Raw genomic sequence first — 23,665 nt, 5'->3', positions numbered from 1 at the left:
ACAACCCCGTTGGTTTTTCAACTGTCCGATCGAGAGGCACCCGTGTCATCCAGGCTTGAGGCCGAGCATTTGTACAAGGTGTTCGGGAGACGACCCGACGCCGCGGTGGAGCGGCTCCGCCAGGGAGCCGACCGTGAGGAACTGCGCGCCGACGGCACGACCGCCGCGGTGATCGACGCGTCCTTCACGGTGGAACCCGGCCAGATCTTCGTCGTCATGGGCCTGTCCGGATCCGGCAAGTCCACCCTCCTGCGCATGCTCAACGGACTCCTGGAGCCCACCGCGGGCCAGGTGCGATTCGACGGCCAGGACCTGACCGCGCTCAGCGCCCGCGCGCTGCGCGAGGTCCGGTCGAAGAAGATCAGCATGGTCTTCCAGCACTTCGCGCTCTTCCCGCACCGCAGCGTCCTGGAGAACGCGGCCTACGGCCTTGAGGTCCAGGGCGTGCCGAGCCCCGAGCGCAGGGAACGCGCCACCAGGGCCCTGGAGCTGGCCGGGCTCGCCGGCTGGGAGAAGTCCTGGCCCGACGAGCTGTCCGGCGGTATGCAGCAGCGCGTCGGCCTCGCCCGCGCGCTCGCCACCGACGCCGATCTGCTGCTGATGGACGAGTCGTTCAGCGCGCTGGACCCGCTGATCCGGCGTGACATGCAGGACCAGCTGATCGAGCTTCAGAAGAAGCTCAAGAAGACCATCGTCTTCATCACCCACGACCTCAACGAGGCGATGCGCCTCGGCGACCGGATCGCCGTCATGCGCGACGGACGCATCGTCCAGACCGGCACCGCCGAGGACATCCTCGTGCGTCCCGCGAACGACTACGTCGCCTCCTTCACCCAGGACGTCGACCGCTCCCGGGTTCTGACCGCCGGGGCCGTCATGGACACCGACGTGCGCGGCGACGAGGCGGACTGCGACTGCGAGAGCGCCACGCCCGACACCCCCTTCGTGGACCTCTGCGCGATCAGCGCCCGCCTCACGCACCCGGTGGCGGTGCTCGACGAGCGGCGCGCCCTCGTGGGCGTCGTCCACCGGCAGCGCCTCGTCGCCTTCCTCGGCGACGAGCAGGCGACCCCCGCACGCTGTGCCAGTCCTCGGGACGAGGCGGTGACGGCCGGTGCCTAGGATCCCCTTCGGCGACTGGGTCAACAGCGCCGTCGACTGGCTGCTGAACCACATGGCGTGGCTCTTCGACTTCTTCAAGACCGTCTTCCAGGGCACCTACGACGGCATCGACGCCGTCCTCCAGGCCCCCGAACCGCTCCTCCTCGCGGGCATCTTCGCGGTGATCGCGTTCTGGCTGCGCGGCACCTCCGCCGGTGTCCTCACCTTCGTGGGATTCGCGTTCATCGACTCCCTCGAACTGTGGGAGGACGCGATGGTGACCCTCTCGCTGGTCCTCGTGGCCACGCTCATCGCGCTCGTCGTCTCGGTACCCGTGGGCATCTGGGCGGCGCGCTCCGACCGGGTCAGCGGCATCGTCCGCCCGGTGCTGGACTTCATGCAGACGCTGCCCGCGATGATCTACCTCATCCCGGCGATCCTGTTCTTCGGCACCGGCGCCCCGGCCGGCATCGTGGCCACGCTGATCTTCGCGCTGGCCCCCGGCGTCCGCATGACCGAGCTGGGCATCCGTCAGGTCGACAAGGAACTCGTCGAGGCCGCCGACGCGTTCGGCACCACGCCCCGCGACACCCTGCTGCGCATCCAGCTGCCGCTCGCGCTGCCCACGGTGATGGCGGGCGTCAACCAGGTCATCATGCTGGGCCTGTCCATGGCCGCCATCGCGGGCATGGTCGGCACCGGCGGTCTCGGTGGCGACGTCAACGAGGCCATCGGGCAGCTGAACGTCGGCCTCGGCTCCGAGGCGGGCGTCGCCATCGTCATCCTGGCGATCTACCTGGACCGCATGACCAGCGCCCTGGGCACCCAGGTCTCCCCGCTCGGCCGCCGCGCCGCCGCCAAACTGCGCGCCGCGCAGGGCCTGAAGATCTGGTCCTACCGCCCCAGCGCGGCCGTCGCCGTCATCGGTGTCGTCGTGCTCGCGCTGGTCGCGGGCGGCATGGGCATGTTCGCCGGGACCGACTCGACGTCCACCGCGGCCGACGGCGAGAACGTCGGCCAGGGCAAGAAGGTCACCATCGGCTACATCCCGTGGGACGAGGGCGTCGCCTCCACCTTCCTGTGGAAGGAGATCCTCGAGGAGCGCGGCTTCCAGGTCGACACCAAGCAGTTCGACGCGGGCCCGCTGTACACCTCCCTCTCCCAGGGCGACATCGACTTCGAGACGGACTCCTGGCTGCCGACCACCCACGAGCAGTACTGGAAGAAGTACGGCAGCAAGCTCGACGACCTGGGTTCCTGGTTCGGCCCCACCTCGCTGGAGCTGAGCGTCCCCTCGTACATGAAGGGCGTCGACTCCCTCGCGGACCTCAAGGGCAAGGCCGGCACCTTCGGTGGCAAGATCACCGGCATCGAGTCCAGCGCCGGAATGATGGGCCTGCTCAAGCGCAAGGTCCTCAAGGACTACGGCCTCGACAAGGAGTACAAGGTCCTCGACAGCTCCACGCCCGCGATGCTGGCCGAGCTGAAGCGCGCCTACGCCAAGAAGGAGCCGATCGTCGTCACCCTCTGGTCGCCGCACTGGGCCTACAGCGACTACGACCTGAAGAAGCTCAAGGACCCGAAGGGCGCCTGGGGCAAGGGCGACGGCGTGCACACCCTCTCCCGCAAGGGCTTCGCGCAGGACAACCCGGTCGTCGGGCAGTGGCTGAAGAACTTCAGGATGACGGAGAAGCAGCTCACCGGTCTCGAGGCCGAGATCAACAAGGTGGGCAAGGGAAAGCAACAGGACGCGGTGCGCGCCTGGCTGAAGCGGAACCCCGGAGTCGTCGACAAGCTGGCCCCGGTCAAGAACTCCGTGGCCGCTGCCGAGACGAAGCGCCCGCTGGACGTGGCCTGGTTCCCCTGGGACGAGGACGTCGCCGTCAGCTACCTCTGGAAGAACGTCCTGGCGCGGCGCGGCTACACGCTGAACCTCAAGCAGATGGACGTCGGCCCCGTCTACACCGGCCTCGCCTCCGGTGACCTGGACCTCAACTTCGACGCCTGGCTGCCGTACGCCCAGTCGAACTACTGGGACCAGCACAAGAACGACCTGAGGGACCTGGGCACCTGGTACCGGCCGACCTCCCTGGAGATCGCCGTGCCCTCGTACGTGAAGGACGTCAAGTCCCTCGCGGACCTCAAGGGCAAGGCGGGCACCTTCGGCGGCCGGATCATCGGCATCGAGCCGGGTACCGGCGAGATGAACCTCCTGAAGACGAAGGTGCTTCCGGGCTACGGCCTGGACAAGGAGTACACGGTCGTCGACGGCTCCACGCCCGCGATGCTGGCCGAGCTGAAGCGTGCCTACGCGAAGAAGCAGCCGGTCGCCGTCGTCCTGTGGTCCCCGCACTGGGCGTACAGCGAGTACAAGCTCACCAAGCTCGCCGACGACAAGAAGCTCTTCGGCGAGGGGAACACGATCCGGACCATCTCCAGCAAGAAGTTCCCCGAGCGGTATCCGCAGCTCACCAAGTGGATCAGGAACTTCAGGATGAGCGAGTCCGAGCTCGGCACCCTGGAGAGCGAGATCAAGCAGCGCGGCCAGGGCCATGAGGAGGCGGCCGTCGCCGCATGGCTGAAGGAGCACCCGGACGTGGTGGAGCGGATGACGCCGCAGTAACCGCACGGATGTTCGGTGAGGGGTGGCTGTCGGTCACACGGGTGTCGGAACCCGTCTGACCGACAGCCACCCCTTTCGGCGTTCCCGGAGCCCCCTGTTCCGGCCCGCACTCGCGACCGACGACACCAGTGGCTACGTACTGGCGTACGAGAAGGATCCGGACAACCACATCGCCGTACGCGGCTGCGTCGATCCGGACGCCCTCCCGTCCGAGAACGCCTCCCACGCCGTCGATGCGCCGCGCACCTCTCGCGCCGCGCCGAGGCGCTCCGGACATCACCTCCGTGTACGACGGCGCGGTCGAGCTCACCGGCCACCACCGGGCGCGCCGCGCCACCGACCGTGAACTCCGGGCCATCCTCAAGGACTTCACGGCCTGGTACGACGGCCCCGACCGGCGGCCGGACCGCGCCCTGGAGTCCTGGGGCGTGCGCGGCGACCCCGGCGACCGCTCACTCCTCCAACTCAACCTCGCCAGACGAATTTTGACGGAAAGTCAGCCTTGGCATCGGGCTTCGGGAGGTGACAGACGTACGCCGATGATCCGAGGACCGGGCGGGCTGATCGGCTGACCATCCGCACCCACGGCGGCAGTCGCGCCCTCGCCGGTCCCTCCGTGCCCGCGCTCATCGATCCGCGGGGGCATCCGGCCCTGCTGGCCAGCGTTTTCGTCCCGCGGGAGGGCATGGCGCCCAGGGAGCCGGGGCGACTCGTCTATTGGCGCGAATTGTGGCCCTCACCCTCCTCCGGTGTGTCAGCGATGTGACGGGTGCATGAAACGGTTTGCCGAACATGCGTAGGGTGCAAACAACTCATCAGAAGTTGTGCGCCGAAGCCGCAGCCTGAGGGGCAGCCGAAGCGGCAGACCGAAGCAGTGGACCGACGACGCGTGGGAGGGAGCCGGAGCGATGGGCGACCACAAAGAACAGCCCCTTCGGGTGGGTGCGGCCGTCCGGCGGCGGCGCCGGGCACTGGAGCTCACGCTCGCCGTCGTGGCCGAGCGCAGCGGCCTGTCGGTGCCCTTCCTGAGCCAGGTCGAGAACGAACGGGCCCGGCCCAGCCAGAGTTCCCTCGAGCGGGTCGCCGACGCCCTGGGCACCACCGCAGTCGAACTGCTCGCGGCGGCCGACCCGGCGTGCAGTGTCGATGTGGTGCGCGCCGAAGCGGGCGCCGAGTTCACTCCCGAAGCCCATATGCGCCCCCTGGTGCGCGGTCACCACCAGCTGCACGCCACGGAGTTCACCGGCGACCACGAGGAGGGCCGCGAACTCCAGCACCGCAACGACAAGTTGATGTACGTCGCCGACGGGGCCGTCGAGGTCGAGGCGGAGGGCCGCGCCCACCGCCTGGGGCGCGGCGACACGCTGTACCTCACCGGTGGGGTGCGCCACCGGTGGCGGGCGACCGTGCCGGACACCCGGGTGGTCGTGGTCGAGGTCGCCGACCACATCGAGGCGGTGGAGGACCGCCAGACCTTCGGCAAGCGCTGAGCCGTTCCCGCGCGGGCCGCGACGATCGCGGGCGGCCACGAATCGCGGGCCGCTGCGATACTGGATGCCATGCCGCCCGAGACCTCCCGTCATGCCTAGCGTGCCCGCCGGAGTGCGTGTGGTGTCCCTCGTGCCCTCACTCACCGAGGCCGTGGCCGTCACCGTCCCCGGTGCCCTGGTCGGCGCGACCGACTGGTGCAGCCGTCCGCCGGACCTCGACGTCGTGCGCGTCGGCGGCACCAAGAATCCCGCGGTCGAGCGGATCGTACGACTCGCCCCGGACCTGGTGATCGCCAACGAGGAGGAGAACCGCGAGCCCGATCTGACGGCGTTGCGGGAGGCGGGGCTCGAGGTACTGGTCACGGAGGTCCGCGAGGTGCCGGAAGCCTTCCGCGAGCTGGCGCGGGTGCTGGGCGCGTGCGGCGCGCGGAGCCGCCCCCGCTGGCTGGACGAGGCGGAGGCCGCATGGGCGCGGCCCCCCGCTCCCGACCGCCGTACGACCGCGATCGTGCCGATCTGGCGGCGCCCCTGGATGGTCCTCGGCCGGGACACCTTCGCCGGGGACGTCCTGGCGCGCCTGGGCGTCGACAACGTGTACGCCCACCACGCCGACCGCTACCCCCGCGTTCCGCTCCCCGAACTCCGGGCGGCGGCCCCCGATCTCGTGATCCTGCCCGACGAGCCGTACCGCTTCACCGCCGACGACGGCCCCGAGGCGTTCGAGGGCGTGCCCTGCGCGCTCGTCGACGGCCGCCTGCTGACCTGGTACGGGCCGTCGCTGGCACAGGCGCCGAGCCTGCTCGGCGCGGCGCTGCGAGCAGGGTCCGCGGAAGGTCAATGTCGACCATGAGCGGAGGCTGGACGCCAGAACCTGCGAAGTTGGCGCGCTGACGGTCGGACCCGACGGACAGCTCTGGGAGCAACGGGTTGCAGGCCCTCGGGCTGAACGGCACCCCCGAGAGGCCGGCGTGCTCCCCACCGTGCGTGAGCTCGGCATCGAGCGGGCGAACGTGGCCCGGCCGGGTTCACAGGCGCACGATGACCAGGGCGGTGTCGTCGGTGGCGCCACCGGGTGGGATGAGGTCGGTGAGTACGGCGTCGGCGAGGGTTTCGGGGTCGTCTGCCTGGTGGCGGGTCAGGGAGTCGGCGAGCCGGGCGAGGCCCGCGTCGATGTCTTCGCCGCGGCGTTCGATCAGACCGTCGGTGTAGAGCACGAGGACGGCACCCTCGCGGAAGGCCGCGACAGCCTGGATCCGGGGGCCGTGTTGAGGACGGGCGGCCAGTGGCGGGTCGGTGGCCTGGTCCAGGAACTCGACGGTCCCGTCCCCGTGCAGGAGCGCCGGCGGGGGGTGGCCGGCGCTGCTGTAAGTGATGGTGTGGTTCTCCCAGTCGACGAATGCCGTGGCCACGGTGGTGTTCTCGGCGCCGTCGACGGTGCGGGCGTACCGCCCGAGGACTTCCAGGGCGCGGGCGGGGCCTTCGGGGACGAGAGAGGCGGCGGCGAGGGCGCTGCGCAGTTGTCCCATGACGCCGGCCGCGTACAGGCCGTGGCCGACGACGTCGCCGACGGCCACGGCGATGCGATCGCCGGGCAGGTCGACCAGGTCGTACCAGTCGCCTGCCACATTCAGCGCTTCGGCGGCGGGCCGGTAGCGAACGGCCGCCGGGTGCCTGCCGACCGGGCGAGGAGCGGGCAACATGGCCTCTTGCAAGGTCAGCGCGACTTCACGGGCGCGGATGAGTTCCGTGACGTCCTCCACCCGGTGCAGCAGCAGCGTCACCCGACCATCAGGTCCGAATACGGGAATGTCGGTCATGTTGAAGTACCGCTCGTGCCATACCCCGGGCCGGTCGGGGTCCTCCAGGTCGTAGCGCTGCAGCGCTACGATGCTGCGCTGACCGGTGTCCACAGCCCGGCGCAATGACGCCAGAACTCTGAGCAGGAGAGGCTCGGCGGGGTCCTTCTCGGGGCGGTCATCGGGCAGGAAGCGACCGACCAACAGCTCGCGGGGGAGGCCCCGGAGGCGCAGGAACTCCGCGTTGGCGTCCGCGAAGATCAGCTCCGGAGTCACCAGCGCCACCGCCCCGGGAAGAGCCTGGAACACCGCCGCGTAGTCGACCGCCGGTTCTGCCATGATTTTCCCGCTTACCGTGCCGCTGTCTGCCTTTTCACGATACGGGCAGAGAGTCGCAGCTCGCACCATGAGGTTGCGGCGTTCCCGCGCCGTCGGTGCCCCTCGTGTACGGATCACGCCGGGGATACGTCCGGGCACCACGACTGGCCGGTGATCCAGCTGGACTCCGCGGACAGGAGGAGGACGACCATGGAGGCGAGGTCCTCGGGCTCACCGGGCCTCGGTCGTGCGGTCTTCTCCGACAGGACCTCGCGGACCTCGGGGGGCGTGCCCGCGCGGACGTTCTCCGTGAGAGCGACCCCGGGGGCGACGGCGTCGGCCCGGATGTTCTTTCGGACACGCTTCCCGCTGCCATGCCGCCAGCGAGGAGACGTTGACGATCGAGCCGCCGCCCGAGGCGACCAGGGAGGCGATGGCGTCCTCGTCCCGGAAGTCGAACCGGACCGTAAGCAGCCGGTCGGCCGCTTCCGATGCGGAGTTACACCTACCTAGGTGTCGCGAGCAGCTCGCCGCTGACCAGGCCGCGCGCGGTGCGGGCGGCGGCCACGGACCAGGCGGCCACGAGAAGCGCGTACAGGGCGACCGCGAGCCAGTCGAACGCGACCAGTCCGGTGTGCCGGGCGAGGCTCTCGGCGCCGGTGACACAGGTCCCCACCGGGAAGGTGAACGCCCACCAGGTCATCGCGAACCCCATGCCCCGTCGGCGGGCCCGCGCCACCAGCGCGCCGGCGAGGCCCAGCCACAGCAGTGCGAAGCCCAGCACGGGGACGCCGTAGAGGACGGCGAGCATCCCGAAACCCTGGTCGTAGGGGGCCGGCACGACGCCCGGTGCGAAGTCCGCGAACTTGCCGACCGCGGTCGTGGACTGGCCGAGCGGACCGAGCACGAGGAACAGCGTCGGAGTGAGCGCGAGCGGCAGCGGCCCCGCGGTGACGAGCCGGGCGAAGATCACCGGCAGCATCACGAAGGTGGCCAGCAGGCTCAGCCCGAACAGGGCGAAGCACCCGAGAAGCAGGGTCGCCCGGGGCTGGCCCGGGGGCAGGTGGGGCACGAGGAGCGGTCCGACGGCGGCCGACACCATGGGAGCGACGACGGGGAGCAGCCAGACGGGCGTGGCCTGGTCGGCGCGGATGCGGTGGCGTACGACCATCAGGTACGGGACGGCCAGGGCGGCGGCGAGTCCGACGGCCGTGCCGGCGGTGAACAGCACGGCGTCCACCGCGACCGCCGCCCGCGTTCCGATCCAGTCCCCGCCGACGACGAGGGTGCCGCCGCCCACGGCCAGCAGGGCCATCGCCAGGCAGCCGTAGAAGGGGGCCATGGCCGGGTCGAGGAGGTGGGCGCGGGCCTGGTCGCGGTGGTGCGTCCAGTGCAGGGCGCGGGCGCCGAGCAGGGTCACGAGCATGAGGGCGGAGAGGGCCCAGACAGCCGTGCAGGCGGTTCGCAGGCCCGGGACGTCGCCGGGGAGTCCGGCGCCCGCCGTCGCCACGATCGCGGTGCCCATGACGGAGGCGTACCAGTTCGGGCCGAGATACCGGACGGCGGTGACGTGCGGGCGTCCGACGTCGGCGGCGGGCGGCGACAGGAGGGACGGGGCTGCGGTGACCATGCGTCCACGGTCGCGCGCCCGCCGGGTCCCCACCAGGGAGTACGGGTCTATGGGGGCATAAGCTGGCTTTATGGGTACTGAGGGATCGATGGAGGGTGGCCGGTCGGGGGAACCGGGACCGGTCACGGTCGGGATCGCGCATCGGGTGCCCGACCTCGGGGCGCTGGAACTGCTGCTCGCGGTGGCGCGGCTCGGGAGTCTCGGGCGGGCGGCGCGAGAGCTGGGGATCACCCAGCCCGCGGCCAGCAGCCGGATCCGTTCCATGGAACGGCAACTGGGGGTCGCGCTCGTCGACCGCTCGCCCCGGGGCTCGCGGCTCACCGACGCCGGGGCGCTGGTCACGGACTGGGCGCGGCGGGTCGTGGAGGCGGCGGAGGCGTTCGACGCGGGGGCGCAGGCGTTGCGGGACCGGCGGGACTCGCGGCTTCGGGTGGCGGCGAGCATGACCATCGCCGAGTATCTGCTGCCGGGGTGGCTGCTCGCGCTGCGCGCGCAGCGGCCGGACACGGCGGTGTCGCTTCTCGCCGGGAACTCGACGGCCGTGGCGGAACGTCTTCTCGCGGGCGAGGCGGACCTCGGCTTCGTGGAGGGGCTGTCCGTGCCGCCCGCCCTCGACTCGACGGTCATCGCGCACGACCGGCTGATCGTGGTGACGGCGCCGGGGCATCCGTGGGCCCGGCGTCGCGCGCCGCTCGCCGGGGCTGAGCTGGCCGCGACGCCGTTGATCCTCCGGGAGGAGGGTTCGGGTACGCGGCAGGTCCTCGACGCGGCGTTGGGTGGGTTGGCACGGCCGTTGATCGAGCTTTCCTCGACTACGGCGGTGAAGGCGGCGGCGGTGAGTGGGGCGGGGCCCGCCGTCCTGAGCGAGCTGGCCCTCGGCGAGGAGCTGTCGACGCATCGGCTGGTGAGCATCCCGCTGTCCGACGTTCAGCTCCGCCGGGCCCTGAGGGCGGTATGGCCCACGGGCCATCGCCCCACGGGCCCGGCACGCGAACTGCTCTCGCTGACGCGAGGCTTGTAGGTCACCGCCACCGGGGGGCTGCGCGGTGAGTGTGTCGGCCGCGGGCCGGTGGGGGCTGGTCGCGCAGTTCCCCGCGCCCCTGGGCGGGGCTGCGCCCCGGATCCCTGCCCGGCTGTAGTCGTTCGGCCGCGGGCCGGTGGAGGCCGGTCGCCCAGTTCCCCGCGCCCCGGATCCCTACCCTGCTGTGGTCGCTCGGCCGCGGGCCGGTGGGGGCCGGCCGATGCGGGGGGCCAGGAGAAATCGGTGGCGGGCGGGGTCGGGGGCGCCGCAGGATGCCAGGCATGACTGCGACCGCCCCGCCCGCCGCCGGCTTGCGCACACCCTGGGAAGAACTCCCGCGCACGCTCCGGGACGCCGTCGCGGACGTGCTCGGCGCGCCGGTGCGGACGGCCGTCACGCAGGAGGGCGGCTTCTCGCCCGGTGCTGCCGCCCGCGTGACCACCACGGACCACCGCCGTGCGTTCGTGAAGGCGGTCAGCGGAGAGACGAACCCCGACAGCCCCTCCCTGCACCGGACGGAGGCGAGGAACGCCTCCGCACTCCCGCCGAACACCCCCGCCCCCAGGCTCCTCGGCACCTACGACGACGGCACCTGGGTCGCCCTCGTCTTCGAGGACGTGGCGGGCCGTCAGCCCCATGTCCCCTGGCGGGAGGACGAGTTCAGACGCGTGCTCGACGCCGTCGAGGAGTTGGGTCGGGCCCTGACGCCGGCACCGTTCGACGCCCCGACCGCCGCACAGTCCCTGGCCCACGCCTTCCAGGGGTGGCGGCGGCTCATCGACTCCGGGGACACCGGGGGCGCGGGCCTCGACCCGTGGATCGCGGCGCACCTGCACGAACTGGCCGAACTCTCCGCCCCGTGGGCCGAGTTCGCCACCGGCGACACCCTCGCGCACGCCGACCTGCGCGCGGACAACGTCCTGCTCACGAAGGACGGCGGGGTCGTCTTCGTCGACTGGCCGCACGCCGTGCGCGCCGCCCCGTGGTTCGACCTGCTGCTGATGCTCCCCTGCGTCCGCGCCCAGGGCGGCCCCGACCCGGAAGAGGTGTTCTCCACCCACCCGCTGGGCCGCGACGCCGACCCGGAAGGCGTCACCGCCACCCTGGCGGCCCTCGCCGGCTTCTTCGTCCAGCAGTCCCGGCAACCACCGCCCCCGGGACTGCCGACCCTGCGCGCCTTCCAGCACGCCCAGGGCGCCGCCGCCCTCGGCTGGCTCAGGAAGCGGCTCGCACCAACGCCCGCATGACCCTGAGGTCCTCGCCCATCTCGGGATGCCACTGCACACCCAACACCCAGCGGGAAGAGGGGAGTTCGATCGCCTCCACCGTCCCGTCGAGCGCGTGCGCCGAGGCCGTCAGTCCCTCTCCGAGGCGTTCGACCGCCTGGTGGTGATACGTCGGCACGGCGCAGGTCTCCGGCACGACATCCCCGTACAGGCTCCCCGTCACCGGCGTCACCTCGTGCCGCCCGAAGACCCCGACGTCCTTCACATGCCCGTCGATGTGCTGGACGAGCGTGCCGCCGAGGGCGACGTTGAGGAGCTGCATGCCCCGGCAGATGCCCAGGAGCGGGATGCCGATCGCCAACGCGGCGTCGATCAGGGCGAGTTCCCAGGCGTCGCGGGCGGCGGCCGGCGGACCGGTCCGCGGGGAGCGCTCGGCGCCGTAGTGGACCGGGTCGACATCGGGGCCGCCCGCGATCACGAGGCCGTCGAGACGGGCGACGGTCGACGCGGCGTGGGAGGGGTCGTCCGGCGGCAGCATCGCGGCGAGACCTCCCGCCGCCTGGACGAGCCGCGGATAGCCGGCCGGCAGCAGAGCGGCCTCCAGCTCCCACACCCCCCAGCGCGCCCCGGCCTCCAGATACGTACTCACGCCGATCAGCGGTCTGCCCACGCCGCTCGCACCGCCCACGCCGTCCGTACCGCCCACGCCGCGCTCCTTGGGGATTCAATGGAATGCAGTCATACCTTTGAAGTCTTTGTACGGTACCGGCAGAGGGCTCACGCCAGGAAGCCCCGCAGCAGCGCCGCCGTCCCCGCGCAGTGCTCCCGCATCATCTCCCGCGCCCCGTCCGCGTCCCCGTCGAGTACCGCCTCGACCAGCGCGGTGTGCTGGCGCTGGGAGTGCTCCAGGTTGCGGACCAGGAGGGGAATGCAGTCGAGCAGGTCGTTGACGGAGGCGCGGACGGCCGCGTACTGGGCCGTCAGCGACGGCGAACCGCTCAGCTCGGCGAGGGTGAGGTGGAGCAGGGTGTCCAGGCGCCGGTAGTCCGCCAGCGGCGCCTCGTGGGTGCGGGCCAGCGCCTCGCGCAGCCGCTCGGCCTGCTCCGGGGAGAGCCCGTGCGTCGCGCACAGCCCCGCCGCCCCCACCTCCAGCACCTCACGGAAACGCAGGACGTCTTCGATGTCGACCTCGGCGAACCGGCGCCGCAGCTCGTCCTCGCCGGGGGTCTCGGCCCTCGGCACCACGAACGTGCCGCCGTACCGTCCGCGCCGCGACGCGACAAGACCCTGGTCCTGGAGCACCTTCAGCACCTCGCGCAGCGTCACCCGGCTGATCCCCAGCCGCTCCGCCAGCTCCCGCTCCGCGGGCAGCCGTCCGCCGCCGGGCACCAGCCCCAGCCTGACCACCTGGAGGATCTGCTCCAGTGCCTCCTCGAAACCGTTGCCCGCCCGCACCGGCCGCAGCACCGGCGTCAGTCGGTCGTCCACACCACCGTCGGCTTCCGCCCGCGTCATCTGGTCGTGCCCCCTTCCCAAGCAATGGTTCTCGGCAATACCTTATGGCTCTCGGCTGACCCAAGGAGGCTTTTCCGGTGGCAGACCGCACACCCCCGCTCGCCGTCGAGGAGCTGCACGCCCTCGTCGCGGGCGGCGAGATCGACACCGTCGTCCTGGCCTTCCCCGACATGCAGGGGCGGCTCCAGGGCAAGCGGTTCGCCGCGCGCTTCTTCCTCGACGAGGTCCTCGAGCACGGCACGGAGGGCTGCAACTACCTCCTCGCCGTCGACACCGAGATGAACACGGTCGACGGATACGTCATGTCCTCCTGGGACCGGGGCTACGGCGACTTCGCCATGCGCCCCGATCTCAGCACCCTACGGCGGGTGCCGTGGAACGAGGGCACCGCCCTGCTCGTCGCCGACCTCGCCTGGAACGACGGCTCCCCGGTCGTGGCCGCGCCCCGCCAGATCCTGCGCCGCCAGCTCGACCGCCTCGCCGAACTCGGCTACACCGCCCAGGTCGGCACCGAGCTCGAGTTCATCGTCTTCAAGGACACCTACGAGCAGGCCTGGGACGCGGGCTACAAGGGGCTCACCCCGGCCAATCAGTACAACATCGACTACTCGGTCCTCGGCACCGGGCGCATCGAGCCGCTGCTGCGCCGCATCCGCAACGAGATGCAGGCCGCGGGGCTGACCGTCGAGTCCGCCAAGGGCGAGTGCAACCCCGGCCAGCACGAGATCGCCTTCAAGTACGACGAGGCCCTCGTCACCTGCGACCAGCACGCCATCTACAAGACCGGAGCCAAGGAGATCGCCTCCCAGGAGGGCGTCTCGCTCACCTTCATGGCCAAGTACAACGAGCGTGAGGGCAACTCCTGTCACATCCACCTCTCGCTCACGGACGCGAACGGCACGAACGTGATGGCCGGCTCGGCGCAGGACCCGGGCGGCATGTCCGAGGTCATGCGGCACTTCCTCGCCGGGCAGCTGGCGGCCCTGCGCGACTTCTCGCTGCTCTACGCGCCCAACATCAACTCCTACAAGCGCTTCCAGCCCGGCTCTTTCGCGCCGACCGCCGTCGCCTGGGGATACGACAACCGCACCTGTTCGCTCCGCGTCGTCGGCCACGGCCGCTCGATGCGCTTCGAGAACCGGCTGCCCGGCGGTGACGTCAATCCGCACCTGGCCGTGGCCGGGCTCGTCGCGGCCGGCCTGTACGGCATCGAACAGAAGCTGGAGCTGCCGGAGCCGTGCGCGGGCAACGCGTACACCGCCGAGTACGCGCACGTGCCCACCACCCTGCGCGAGGCCGCCGAGCTCTGGGAGAACAGCCCCATCGCCAAGGCCGCCTTCGGTGACGAGGTGGTCGCGCACTACCGCAACATGGCCCGCGTCGAACTGGAGGCCTTCGACGCCGCGGTGACCGACTGGGAGCTGCGCCGCTCCTTCGAACGCATGTGAGAGGTCCTTCCTTGTCGAACGAGCTCGATCTCCAGGTACTCGACCCGGCCACCGAGGAGGTCCTCGCCACCGTCCCGGCCGCCACCGCGGCCGACGTGGACGCCGCCGTCGTACGCGCCGCGCGGGCCCAGGTGAAGTGGGCGGCTCTCCCGCCCGCCGACCGCGCCCGCCTGCTGCGCCGCTTCGCGGCCGCCGTCGACGGACACCTGGAGGAACTCGCACTGCTGGAGGTGCGCGAGGCAGGGCACACGGTCGGCAACGCGCGCTGGGAGGCGGGCAACGTACGAGACCTGCTCGACTACGCGGCCGGGGGAGTGGAGCGGCTCACCGGCCGCCAGATCCCGGTTCCGGGCGGCCTCGACGTGACCATCCTCGAACCGCTCGGCGTCGTGGGCGTCATCGCGCCGTGGAACTTCCCGATGCCGATCGCCGCCTGGGGCACCGCCCCGGCGCTCGCGGCCGGGAACGCGGTCATCCTCAAGCCCGCCGAGACGACCCCCTTGACGGCGCTCCGACTGGCCGAGCTGGCTCTGGAGGCCGGTCTGCCCGAGGGGCTGTTCCAGGTGCTTCCCGGCCACGGCCCGGTCGCGGGCAACGCGCTCGTCGAGCACCCCGGCGTCGCGAAGATCGTGTTCACCGGGTCAACGGCCGTGGGCAAACAGGTGTTGGCGAAGGGCTCGGCCCTGCTCAAGCGCGTCACCCTCGAACTCGGCGGCAAGAGCCCCAACATCGTCTTCGCCGACGCGGACATCGAGGCCGCCGCCGCAGCGGCTCCGATGGCCTTCCTCGACAACTCGGGCCAGGACTGCTGCGCCCGCACCCGCATCCTCGTCCAGCGCTCGGCCTACGACCGCTTCGTCGACCTCCTCGCCCCGGCGATCGAGTCCGTCGTCGTCGGCGACCCCTCCGACGAGCAGACGCAGATGGGCCCGCTGATCTCCCGGGTGCAGCTGGAGCGTGTGCGCTCGTACGTCCCCGTCGACACCCCCGGTATCCGGGGCAAGGCCCCCGAAGGCCCCGGCTTCTGGTTCCCGCCCACCGTCCTCACCGGCGTCGAGCCCCACGCGCGGGTGGCCGTCGAGGAGGTCTTCGGCCCCGTCGCCGTCGTCCTGCCCTTCGAGGACGAGGCGGACGCGATCCGGCTCGCCAACGCCACCGAGTACGGCCTCTCCGGCTCCATCTGGACCCGTGACGTCGGCCGCGCCCTGCGCGTCTCGCAGGCCGTCCGCGCCGGGAACCTGTCCGTCAACTCCCACTCCAGCGTCCGCTACTGGACCCCCTTCGGCGGCTTCAAGCAGTCGGGGATCGGCCGCGAACTCGGCCCGGACGCGCTCACCGCCTTCACCGAAACCAAGAACGTCTTCATCAGCACGGAGGGCCCCGCACAGTGACCGAAGCCACCGCAGGCACCGCAGGCACCGCAGGCACCGAAGCCACCGCGGACGCCGAAGGAATCATCTGCCGCCGCCTCGTCGGCCGTACCGCCGTCATCACCGGCGCCGGCAGCGGCATCGGTCTCGCCACCGCCCGTCGGCTCGCCTCCGAGGGCGCCCACGTCGTCTGCGGCGACGTCGACGACGCCCGCGGCAAGGCCGCGGCCGACGAGGTCGGCGGGATCTTCGTCAAGGTCGACGTCACCGACCCCGAGCAGGTCGAGGCGCTGTTCAAGACGGCGTTCGACACCTACGGCTCCGTCGACATCGCCTTCAACAACGCGGGCATCTCGCCGCCCGACGACGACTCCATCCTGGAAACCGGCCTGGAGGCCTGGAAGCGCGTCCAGGAGGTCAACCTCACCTCCGTCTACCTGTGCTGCAAGGCCGCGATCCCCTACATGCGGCGCCAGGGCAAGGGCTCCATCATCAACACGGCGTCCTTCGTGGCCCGGATGGGCGCGGCCACCTCGCAGATCTCGTACACGGCCTCCAAGGGCGGTGTGCTGGCCATGTCCCGTGAACTGGGCGTCCAGTTCGCCCGCGAGGGCATCCGCGTCAACGCCCTGTGCCCGGGACCGGTCAACACCCCGCTGCTCCAGGAACTGTTCGCCAAGGACCCCGAGCGGGCCGCACGCCGACTCGTCCACATCCCCGTCGGCCGGTTCGCCGAGGCCGAGGAGATCGCCGCGGCGGTCGCCTTCCTCGCCAGCGACGACTCCTCCTTCGTGAACGCCTCCGACTTCCTGGTGGACGGGGGGATCTCGGGCGCGTACGTCACACCCCTGTAGATCGCCCCGGTGTATGCACGTTCCATGCGATACCGATCCGTTCGTGTCACTTTCGCGTGGGCCCTGGTCGCGGCCGCCACCCTGGCGGCCGCGCCACCCGCCTCCTCCGGCACCCGTCCCGACTGCCCGCGGCTTTCCGCGCGTTGGTACGGCGACAACCGCGCCCACCTGCAACAGGTGATCGACGAGCGAGGCACCTGCGCCGGGCCGATCCCCCCGGCGGGCCGCCCGGTCGCCGCCTTCGACTGGGACAACACCGTCACCAAGAACGACGTCACCGACGTCACCCTCGTCTGGGCCCTGGGACACGACAAGATCCTGCGCCCCGCGCACTGGCGGGACACCAGCCGGTGGCTCACGGACGCGGCGGACCGGGCACTGACCGCCGCCTGCGGCACCACCACACCCGCGGGCGGACCCCTCCCCACCTCGACCGAGCCCCGCTGCGCCGACGAGATCCTCGAGATCCGCGAGAACGGCCGGACCATGAGCGGCGCCGCCGCCTTCGCCGGCACCTGGAACCACCGGCGCACCGTCCCTCAGTACGCCTGGGTGCCCCAGCTCTTCGCCGGACGCACCGTCGCCGAGCTGACCTCGTACGCCCGCGGCGTCCGTGCGCAGGCACTCGCCGCGCCCCTCGGCTCGACGCGGACCCTGGGCACGCACACCGTCCCGGCGTACGTCCGCTACTACGACCAGCAGCGCGAGCTGATCCGTACCCTCCAGAGGGCCGGATTCGACGTCTACGTCGTCTCCGCGGGCGCCGAACCGGTCACCGAGGTCTGGTCGCGGGGGGTCGGCATCGACGCCCGGCACACGATCGCCATCCGGTCGGTCCTCGACCGGCGCGGCCGGATCACCACGTGGAACGAGGGCTGCGGCGGCGTACCGGCGAGCCGGGGCGAGGCCATCCCGTACGTCGACGGCAAGCGCTGCTGGATCAACCAGGAGATCTACGGCGTCCACGGCGCCGCGGCCTGGCAGCGGCAGGACCCGCGCCACCGCACCGCGCTCGCGGCCGGCGACGCCGACACCGATGTGACCTTCGTCGGGGACGCCACCGGAGCCCACCTCGTCCTCAACCGCAACAAGAGCGAACTCATGTGCCGCGCGTACGACGACGCCGACGGCCGCTGGGTGATCAACCCGATGTTCATCGAGCCGCTGCCGCGCAGGCCCGAGCCGTATCCGTGCGCGACCAGCGCCTACCACGCGACCGGCGGGGGCGCGGAACCCGTCCTCAGGGACGACGGTTCGGTCGTACCCGACCAGATGGACACCGTGTACGGAACACCCGTGTACTGACGTTCGGGGCGCGCCCTAGAGTGCCGGAATGAGCATGACGCCTCCGCCCGGCTGGTACCGCGACCCCTCGCACCCGCTCGTCGAGCGCTGGTGGGACGGCGCCGCCTGGACGGACCACCGGCGAGGACCCGAGGCACTCCAGGTGCCCCTGGCACCGCCGCGACCCGTCGGCGGCGGCTCCCGCCGTGCCAAGGCCGTGGCGCTCGTCACCGCCGGAGTCGTCCTGGTCGCCTCGATCGTCACGGGCGCCTTCGTGCTCGGCCGGGAGGGCGGCGGCGGGGGCACCGCGGCGACACGGACCACCCCGCCCGCCGCACCCGGACGGACCGCCGGCTCCCCGGCCGGCCCGTCCTCCGGCGACCCGTCCGTCGTCGTGGACGAGCTCAACGGCATCGCCCTGCCGCTGTTCGACGGCTGGGTCCGCGCCCGGGACGTCGCCGAGGAGGACGTCATGATGACCACCCCCGGCACCTACGACTGTCCGGGCGACCCCGGCCTGTGCCGGCACGGGCGGGTCGTCTCGCGCACCGTCACCGCGAACGACGAGAGGTCCCCGAAGGCCCTCGCCGAGCACGACATCGCGGACGCCGCGAGCACCGCGTACGACCGCGACCTCCTCGACAACCGGCCCTTCCACGGCATCACGTCCCACCGGCAGCTGCGGGCGAGTCCGGTCGCCGTCGCGGGCAGCGTCGGATACCTCGTGCGCTGGCGGGTGAAGACGGGGGTGGGACCCGGGGGGTACGTCGAATCGCTGGCGTTCCCCTCCGGCGTGGGCTCCCGGGCCCTCGTCATCGTCCGCTTCGTGTTCGACGCGGGTGCGGACGGGCCGCCGCTCACCGACATGGACCGGATCACCGAGGGAATCCGGCCGGTGAGCACGCGGTGAGCACCGGCCGGTGGGCACGAGGTGAGCCCGGCTACAGGAAGGTGTGGCCCTCTCCCCGGTACGTCGGGACGGTCGCCGTCACCGTGTCGCCCTCGACCAGGTGCAGCGCGTCGAAGCGCTCGCACAGCTCCCCGGCCTTCGCGTGCCGGAACCACACCTTGTCGCCGATGAGCAGGTCGTCCGCGGGGGCGCCGAGCAGCGGCGTCTGCACCTCGCCGGGGCCCTCCTGGGGGTCGTAGCGCAGACCCTCCGGCAGGTGGGGGACCGGCAGCCGGTCGGGGCCCGGGGCGCCCGAGGCCGGGTAGCCGCCGCCGAGCACCGTGACGACCCCGACACCCGGCCTGCGGACCACCGGCTGCGCGAAGAGCGCGGCCGGACGCCCGCTGAACGACGTGTAGTTGTCGAACAGCCGAGGCACGTACAGTCCGGAGCCCGCCGCGATCTCGGTGACCGCGTCCTCGGCGGCCGTGTGCTGCACACTGCCCGTCCCGCCGCCGTTGACGTACTCGAGGTCCGGCTCCACGGCCCGTACGGCACGGACCACCTCGGCGCGCCGCCGCGCGAGCTCCTTGCGGGCGGTGGCCTGCATGAGCCTGACCGCACGCGACCGCAAGGGCCGCCCCGCGACGGCGTCACCGACACCCGCCACGTGCCCCTCGTACGCCATGATCCCCACCAGCTTGAACCCGGGCCGGCGGACCACGGCGCGGGCCAGGTCGGCGACCTGGGCGGGCGAGTGCAGCGGCGAGCGCAGCGCCCCGACCCGCACCCGGCCGCCGAGCAGCTTGAGGGAGGTGTCCAACTCCAGGCAGACGCGCACCACTTCGGTGCCGTCCCGGCGGGCCTCGTCGATCAGGTGGAGCTGGGCGGGGTCGTCGATCATGACGGTGACGGCGGCGGCGAGTTTGGGGTCGGAGGTCAGCTCGGCGAAGCCCCGGGTGTCCGCCGAGGGGTAGGCGAGCAGGATGTCGTCGAAGCCGGAACGGGCCAGCCAGATCGACTCGGCCAGGGTGAAGGACATGATCCCCGCGAAACCGTCCCGCTCCAGGACGCGCTCGAGCAGCGCGCGGCAGCGCACCGACTTGCTGGCGACCCGGATCGGCTTGCCGCCTGCCCTGCGGACGAGATCGTCCGCGTTCGCGTCGAAGGCCTCCAGATCCACGATCGCGAGAGGGGCGTCGAGGTGAGCTGTGGCCCGGTCGTAGCGGGCCCGGTCTGCGGCGCGGGCAGTCATGCCCGAAGCCTGCCAGACTCGATTACCGCAGGGTAGGGGGACGTTCCGGGCAGATGCCCCGGGCGCGCGGACTGGTTCCCTCTCTGCCCACGTCAACCCGTAGAGTGACGCGCACGCAGGGAGGAACGACCTTGTCCGGGCGGGTCGTGCCCGGGATGACGGTCCGTCGGCACGGGTATGGGTGCTCGTGACGGGTGAGTCGCCGAGGTGGTTTCTTCCGTACACGTGAGCGGCCCGGCGGATTCCGGGCCGGGTCGGTAGCCCGGGTACGAGGAAACGGGGGGTGCATGAGCACGGAAGCGCGCCGCGCCTCCATCCCGCCACGCCCGGCCACCCCACCCCGCCCGGCACAGCCACCGGAAGAGTCTCCCGAGGGGACAGTCTCCCCCGAGGCGGCAGCGTCTCCCGCGCAGGACACCCCACCGCCTCCCACGGAGGGCCGCACCGGCTCCACGGCCTCCCGCCCGGCGAGCCCACCACGGCCCGAACAGGCCCCGACGAGCGGGGAGCGCCTGCCCTCCGGCCGGGCGACCCCGCCGCGGCCCGCGCAGTCTCCGGCGAGCGGAGAGAGCGTGCCCTCCTGGTCGGCGACCCCGCCTCGGCCCGAACGGTCTCCGAGGGGCGAGGGCGGTGTGGCGTCCCGTGCGGTGACCGCACCGAGGCCGGAGATGTCTCCCGGCCGTGGGAATCCGGTGCCCCCGCAGAGGTTCGAAGCGCCGCCCGCGCAGGGTGTCACGCCGCCGCGTCCGGCGACCCCGCCGCGACCCGAACAGTCCGCCGTGGGTGGGGACGCGGTGCCGCCCCGCCCGAAGTACCTTCCCTCGGGCGCCACTTGGCGGCCGCGTCCGGCCGAGCCGCCCGTGGGCGGCGAGCCCTGGTCGCTGTCGAGCCCGCAGCAACCGCCCGCGGCCCCCGCCCCGGGGCCCCGACGGACGGACCCGTCCGTGGTGGGCGAGTCCTGGACGCTCCCCGACTCCGGGGACCTGCCCGCGACAGGCGCCCCGCGCCGCCCGGCGGAGCGGCCCACCACGGCTGACGCCCCCGCCGCGCGCGCACCCCGGCAGAGCCGCCCGTCTCCGGCGGACGACGCCATGACGCCGCCCCGCGCGGGTGCCGCCTCCCCGTCACCCAGTCCGTCCACCGCCGGGACACCGCGGTCGGGCGGCGAGTTCCGTACCCCGTCGTCGCCCGACACCGCCGGCGCGCCCCGCGCGGGCGGTGGTTCCGGACGGCCGGTGTCGGCAGGTTCCTCCGCGGACGCGGCATCGCGCCCGGGCGCGGACGGGGTCCCGCGCTCCGGTGAGGCGCCCGACACCTCCGGCGATGTCATGGCGCGCCCGGCCGACGGCGGTACCCGGGCGGGGCGCCCCTTCCGGCTCTCGCACGATCCGAAACCGTCGGAGGGGTCGTCCTCGGCCGGTACGGCGTCCCCACCGGCGCCGGGTGCCACCGGCACCTCCGAGCCCCCGCGCCACGAGTCGACGCACCCCCGCTTCCCCGGCCGGCGCACCACCCCCGCGTCTCCACCCCCACCCCCGCCCCCGGCCTCCGCCCGATTTCCCGACGCCCCGCCGGCCGGCCGGCACCCCGGCGTGCCGCACCCCGGCCCGACCCGGCGGACCCCCGTACCCGAGGACGGGATCACGGAGACGACCACGCGGCTGCGCCCCGTCCCCGCGGAGCGGTCCGTCGAACCGCCCGCCCCCGCGAGTCCGGCCCGCGACACGGCACGCCCGTACGTCTCGTTCGCGGAGCCCGAGACCTACGACGACACCACGCGCCCGCGCCACGTCGGCGCGCGCTCCCGGCCCCGGGCGGCGGCGGCCGCGGCCTGCGTCGTGCTGGGCCTCGGCCTCATCGGCGGCGCGGCGGCCGGAAGCTGGCTGACCGGCGACGGCACGGGCACGGACGGTGCGCGCAGCGCCTTCGTGGCGGCCGGAAGCCTGTGGCACAGCGTGCCCGTGGACCAGCTCTTCCCGCCCACCGTGCAGGGCCGCGGCGCGGGCCCCGGCGGCGCCGACCGCACCTGGACCCGACTCGCCGTCGCCCCGGACAGCGGCTGTGCGAACGCCTTCGATCCGCTCCTGAGCAAGGCGCTCGCCCCGGCCGGCTGTCTGCGGCTGCTGCGGGCCACGTACACGGACGCGACCCGCAGTCAGGTCACCACCGTGGGCCTGCTGTTCACCAAGGCGGACCCGGCGGCCATGACCGCGCTGAAGAACCGTTTCCAGCAGGAAGGCCTCGACCGGCGCACGGATCTGATGCCCCGTCCGTACGCCGCCAAGGGCACCGTCGCCGCCGGATTCGGCGACGCCCAGCGCGCGTCCTGGACGGTGTCGGTGCTCACCGACGCGCCCGTCGTCGTCTACGCCGTCTCCGGCTTCGCCGACGCCCGTATCGTCACCGCCCCGCAGCCCGCCGCGGACGCCATCAAGCCCGGTGCGACCACGACCCCGGCCCAGGCGGGCCTGGGCCACGACGCACAGGGCCTCGCCGACCGCATCGAGCGCGGCCTGCGCAAAACCGTCGGCTCGGCCACGGAGAAGCCGTCATGACCCGCAAGGCCACCACCCGCGGGGCCACCCACCAGACCGCCTCCAAGGCATCCCGCAGGGCCGCTCGGAGGGCCGGAGCCCTGAGCGTCCTGCTGGCCGCCTCCCTCGCCCTGCTCCCGTCCACCGCCGCGCACGCCGACGGCATTCGCGCCCAGCAGTGGGCCCTCGACGCGATGCACACCCAGCAGGCCTGGCGCACCACGAAGGGCCAGGGCATCACGGTCGCGGTCCTCGACACGGGCGTCGACGACCAGCATCCGGACCTGGCCGGCAACGTCCTCACCGGAAAGGACATGGTCGGCTTCGGGGCGCAGCGCGGTGACCGCGCATGGGCCCGGCACGGCACCGCGATGGCAGGGATCATCGCCGGTCACGGGCACGGCGTCGGGAACGGCGACGGAGTCCTGGGCATCGCCCCCGAGGCGAAGATCCTCCCCGTCCGCGTCATCCTCGAAGACGGCGACTCGGCCCGTACGAGGGCCCGCAACACCCGTGGCAACGCCCTCGCCGAGGGCATCCGCTGGGCCACCGACCAGGGCGCCGACGTCATCAACCTCTCCCTCGGCGACGACTCCAAGTCCGCTCATCCCGAGCCCGCGGAGGACGCCGCCGTCCAGTACGCCCTGAAGAAGGGCGCGGTCGTCGTCGCCTCGGCGGGCAACGGCGGTGAGAAGGGCGACCACATCTCGTACCCGGCGGCCTACCCGGGCGTGATCGCGGCCACGGCCGTCGACCAGAACGGCACCCACGCCTCGTTCTCCACCCGCCGCTGGTACGCCACCGTCAGCGCCCCCGGCGTCGACGTCGTCATCGCCGACCCGGACGACAAGTACTACGAGGGCTGGGGCACCAGCGCCGCCTCCGCGTTCGTCTCCGGAGCGGTCGCGCTCATCAAGGCGGCCCACCCGGGCCTGTCCCCGGCGCAGATCAAGAAGCTCCTGGAGGACACCGCCCGCAACGCCCCCAGCGGCGGGCGCGACGACTCCCGCGGCTTCGGCTTCATCGACCCCGCGGCGGCCATCGAGGCCGCCGGCCGCCTCAAGCCGGAGCGCACCCACGCGGTGGCGTACGGCAAGAAGTACTTCGGTACGGGCCCCGACGCCACCCCGGACGACAACCAGCCGTCCGGCTGGGTGGGCCCGGCGGCGGGCGGCGTGGGCGTGCTCCTGCTGGCCGCGTCGGTACTCCTGTGGCGAGGCCGCAGGTTCTCGGCGCAGGACGCGTCGGGCGACGTGCCCCTTTAGGGGCGCCGGCCTGTGACACAGGCGGCTCCGCCCCGTGGGCGCGCCC

General features: G+C 72.6%; 20 protein-coding genes. 14 read left to right on the top strand and 6 right to left on the bottom strand.

Annotated features, from left to right (window positions below; genetic code table 11):
* Positions 1 to 42 precede the first annotated feature (42 nt).
* The 5 genes from AAFF41_RS11805 (at position 43) to AAFF41_RS11785 (ending at position 6,064) form a co-directional block, all read left to right on the top strand.
* Positions 43 to 1,122: a quaternary amine ABC transporter ATP-binding protein gene (locus AAFF41_RS11805; protein WP_319744924.1), complete on the top strand. Its 1,080-nt coding sequence runs from the start codon at positions 43 to 45 to the stop codon at positions 1,120 to 1,122.
* Positions 1,115 to 3,724 (top strand): ABC transporter permease/substrate binding protein, encoded by a 2,610-nt coding sequence (locus tag AAFF41_RS11800; protein ID WP_343323935.1) that lies wholly within the window; start codon positions 1,115 to 1,117, stop codon positions 3,722 to 3,724. Before AAFF41_RS11805 ends, AAFF41_RS11800 begins: the two co-directional genes overlap by 8 nt.
* A gap of 233 nt (positions 3,725 to 3,957) precedes the next feature.
* Positions 3,958 to 4,296, top strand: coding sequence for a hypothetical protein (locus AAFF41_RS11795; protein ID WP_343323934.1), 339 nt, complete (start codon positions 3,958 to 3,960; stop codon positions 4,294 to 4,296).
* A gap of 336 nt (positions 4,297 to 4,632) precedes the next feature.
* Positions 4,633 to 5,214 carry a helix-turn-helix domain-containing protein gene (locus AAFF41_RS11790; protein ID WP_319744927.1) on the top strand — a complete coding sequence of 194 codons (582 nt, stop codon included), beginning with the start codon at positions 4,633 to 4,635 and terminating at the stop codon, positions 5,212 to 5,214.
* 91 nt (positions 5,215 to 5,305) lie between these two features.
* Complete coding sequence (locus AAFF41_RS11785) at positions 5,306 to 6,064, top strand: helical backbone metal receptor (protein ID WP_343323933.1); 759 nt, start codon at positions 5,306 to 5,308, stop codon at positions 6,062 to 6,064.
* A 175-nt stretch (positions 6,065 to 6,239) separates the two neighbouring features.
* Here the strand turns inward: AAFF41_RS11785 and AAFF41_RS11780 are convergent, their stop codons facing one another.
* From AAFF41_RS11780 to AAFF41_RS11775, 3 genes are all read right to left on the bottom strand, one after another.
* A complete protein-coding gene (locus AAFF41_RS11780) occupies positions 6,240 to 7,349 on the bottom strand; it encodes a PP2C family protein-serine/threonine phosphatase (protein WP_319744931.1) in 1,110 nt (369 codons plus the stop codon).
* 113 nt (positions 7,350 to 7,462) lie between these two features.
* A complete protein-coding gene (locus tag AAFF41_RS51565; RefSeq protein ID WP_425526243.1) occupies positions 7,463 to 7,675 on the bottom strand; it encodes an SDR family oxidoreductase in 213 nt (70 codons plus the stop codon).
* Between the two features lie 158 nt (positions 7,676 to 7,833).
* Positions 7,834 to 8,958 carry a TDT family transporter gene (locus AAFF41_RS11775; RefSeq protein WP_319744934.1) on the bottom strand — a complete coding sequence of 375 codons (1,125 nt, stop codon included), beginning with the start codon at positions 8,956 to 8,958 and terminating at the stop codon, positions 7,834 to 7,836.
* A gap of 88 nt (positions 8,959 to 9,046) precedes the next feature.
* Between AAFF41_RS11775 and AAFF41_RS11770 the strand changes: the two genes are divergently transcribed.
* Positions 9,047 to 9,979: a LysR family transcriptional regulator gene (locus AAFF41_RS11770; RefSeq protein ID WP_319745292.1), complete on the top strand. Its 933-nt coding sequence runs from the start codon at positions 9,047 to 9,049 to the stop codon at positions 9,977 to 9,979.
* Positions 9,980 to 10,260: 281 nt separating this feature from the next.
* Positions 10,261 to 11,226, top strand: coding sequence for an aminoglycoside phosphotransferase family protein (locus AAFF41_RS11765; protein ID WP_319744936.1), 966 nt, complete (start codon positions 10,261 to 10,263; stop codon positions 11,224 to 11,226).
* Here AAFF41_RS11765 and AAFF41_RS11760 read toward each other — a convergent pair.
* Both AAFF41_RS11760 and AAFF41_RS11755 read right to left on the bottom strand, forming a co-directional pair.
* Entirely contained in the window at positions 11,195 to 11,911 is a 717-nt protein-coding gene (locus AAFF41_RS11760; protein WP_343323932.1) for a gamma-glutamyl-gamma-aminobutyrate hydrolase family protein, read from the bottom strand. The two genes, AAFF41_RS11765 and AAFF41_RS11760, sit on opposite strands and share 32 nt — an antisense overlap.
* Positions 11,912 to 11,982: 71 nt before the next feature.
* A complete protein-coding gene (locus tag AAFF41_RS11755) occupies positions 11,983 to 12,720 on the bottom strand; it encodes a FadR/GntR family transcriptional regulator (RefSeq protein WP_319744940.1) in 738 nt (245 codons plus the stop codon).
* A gap of 77 nt (positions 12,721 to 12,797) precedes the next feature.
* Here AAFF41_RS11755 and AAFF41_RS11750 point away from each other — a divergent pair, with 77 nt between their 5' ends.
* The 5 genes from AAFF41_RS11750 to AAFF41_RS11730 all read left to right on the top strand — a co-directional run bounded on the left by AAFF41_RS11750 (position 12,798) and on the right by AAFF41_RS11730 (position 18,586).
* On the top strand, positions 12,798 to 14,168 hold the full coding sequence (locus tag AAFF41_RS11750; protein ID WP_343323931.1) for a glutamine synthetase family protein: 1,371 nt from the start codon (positions 12,798 to 12,800) through the stop codon (positions 14,166 to 14,168).
* A gap of 11 nt (positions 14,169 to 14,179) precedes the next feature.
* On the top strand, positions 14,180 to 15,559 hold the full coding sequence (locus AAFF41_RS11745; protein WP_319744944.1) for an aldehyde dehydrogenase family protein: 1,380 nt from the start codon (positions 14,180 to 14,182) through the stop codon (positions 15,557 to 15,559).
* Between the two features lie 62 nt (positions 15,560 to 15,621).
* A complete protein-coding gene (locus AAFF41_RS11740) occupies positions 15,622 to 16,392 on the top strand; it encodes a 3-oxoacyl-ACP reductase (RefSeq protein WP_095858197.1) in 771 nt (256 codons plus the stop codon).
* 24 nt (positions 16,393 to 16,416) lie between these two features.
* Complete coding sequence (locus tag AAFF41_RS11735; protein ID WP_343323930.1) at positions 16,417 to 17,697, top strand: haloacid dehalogenase-like hydrolase; 1,281 nt, start codon at positions 16,417 to 16,419, stop codon at positions 17,695 to 17,697.
* A gap of 28 nt (positions 17,698 to 17,725) precedes the next feature.
* Entirely contained in the window at positions 17,726 to 18,586 is an 861-nt protein-coding gene (locus AAFF41_RS11730; protein ID WP_343323929.1) for a DUF2510 domain-containing protein, read from the top strand.
* A 31-nt stretch (positions 18,587 to 18,617) separates the two neighbouring features.
* On the opposite strand, the gene AAFF41_RS11725 is transcribed toward AAFF41_RS11730, so the two are convergent.
* Positions 18,618 to 19,820: an amino acid deaminase/aldolase gene (locus tag AAFF41_RS11725; protein WP_319744952.1), complete on the bottom strand. Its 1,203-nt coding sequence runs from the start codon at positions 19,818 to 19,820 to the stop codon at positions 18,618 to 18,620.
* 944 nt (positions 19,821 to 20,764) lie between these two features.
* On the opposite strand from AAFF41_RS11725, the gene AAFF41_RS11720 reads away from it, so the two are divergent.
* Both AAFF41_RS11720 and mycP read left to right on the top strand, forming a co-directional pair.
* Entirely contained in the window at positions 20,765 to 22,375 is a 1,611-nt protein-coding gene (locus AAFF41_RS11720) for a hypothetical protein (protein ID WP_343323928.1), read from the top strand.
* Complete coding sequence (gene mycP / locus AAFF41_RS11715) at positions 22,372 to 23,619, top strand: type VII secretion-associated serine protease mycosin (RefSeq protein WP_319744956.1); 1,248 nt, start codon at positions 22,372 to 22,374, stop codon at positions 23,617 to 23,619. Before AAFF41_RS11720 ends, mycP begins: the two co-directional genes overlap by 4 nt.
* Positions 23,620 to 23,665: the final 46 nt, after the last annotated feature.

This window comes from Streptomyces mirabilis, assembly GCF_039503195.1.
In the GTDB taxonomy this organism is placed as follows: Bacteria; Actinomycetota; Actinomycetes; order Streptomycetales; family Streptomycetaceae; genus Streptomyces; species Streptomyces mirabilis_D.
Note: the sequence above shows the minus strand (reverse complement) of the source record. Positions and strands in the feature narration are given on the sequence as shown.